Below are 656 nucleotides of genomic sequence, written 5' to 3' on the forward strand. Positions count from 1 at the left end.
GGTTACGGACGGCGGGCAGCGGATCGAGCTATGGCAGTCGCTTAAGGCGGATGTGGCCCGGGGTACGCGTGTGAGGCTTGTGGCGGGCTGCGACCGACGGTTGGAGACTTGCCGCAAGAAGTTTGACAACGTTTTGAATTACAGGGGTTTCCCGGATCTGCCGGGCATGGACTGGATCACTGCCGCCCCCCGCGCGCAGGGGACCGATGGCAAGGGAAGCCTGCGATGAGTGAGCAGGTTCCCTGGCCCGTTATCGAGGCGCGGCGCTGGATCGGTACGCCCTATGTGCATCAGGCGAGCGTCCGGTTGGCGGGCTGCGATTGTCTGGGGCTGATCCGCGGGGTTTGGCGGGCCCGGCTGGGTGCCGAGCCGACACGGGTGCCCGCCTATACGCGGGACTGGGCAGAACCGCAGGGGGACGAAAGGCTCTGGCGGGCCGCTGCGCGATATCTGCGAAGCAAGTCACTGACGGATGCCTGCGCTGGTGACGTGGTGCTGTTCAGGATGCGGCCGGGTGCAGTTGCCAAGCATCTCGGAATTCTCAGCACCCAGTGCGAGAGGCCCGCCTTTATCCACGCCTATTCGGGTCGCGGCGTCGTCGAGAGCCCGATGAGCATACCCTGGCAGCGCCGCGTCGTTGCCTGTTTCGCATTTCC

Annotated in this window: 2 protein-coding genes; both read left to right on the forward strand. The window is 65.5% G+C overall.

What is annotated here, in order from left to right; genetic code table 11:
• Positions 1 to 229, forward strand: a 229-nt coding sequence (locus A3764_RS17240; RefSeq protein WP_201722194.1) for a phage BR0599 family protein, incomplete at its 5' end; no start/stop codon positions are given.
• The coding region (locus A3764_RS17245) for an NlpC/P60 family protein (RefSeq protein ID WP_067951827.1) at positions 226 to 656 on the forward strand (431 nt) is incomplete at its 3' end. The genes A3764_RS17240 and A3764_RS17245, both read left to right, overlap by 4 nt.

Source organism: Sulfitobacter sp. HI0129 (assembly GCF_001635395.1).
Lineage (GTDB): Bacteria > Pseudomonadota > Alphaproteobacteria > Rhodobacterales > Rhodobacteraceae > Sulfitobacter.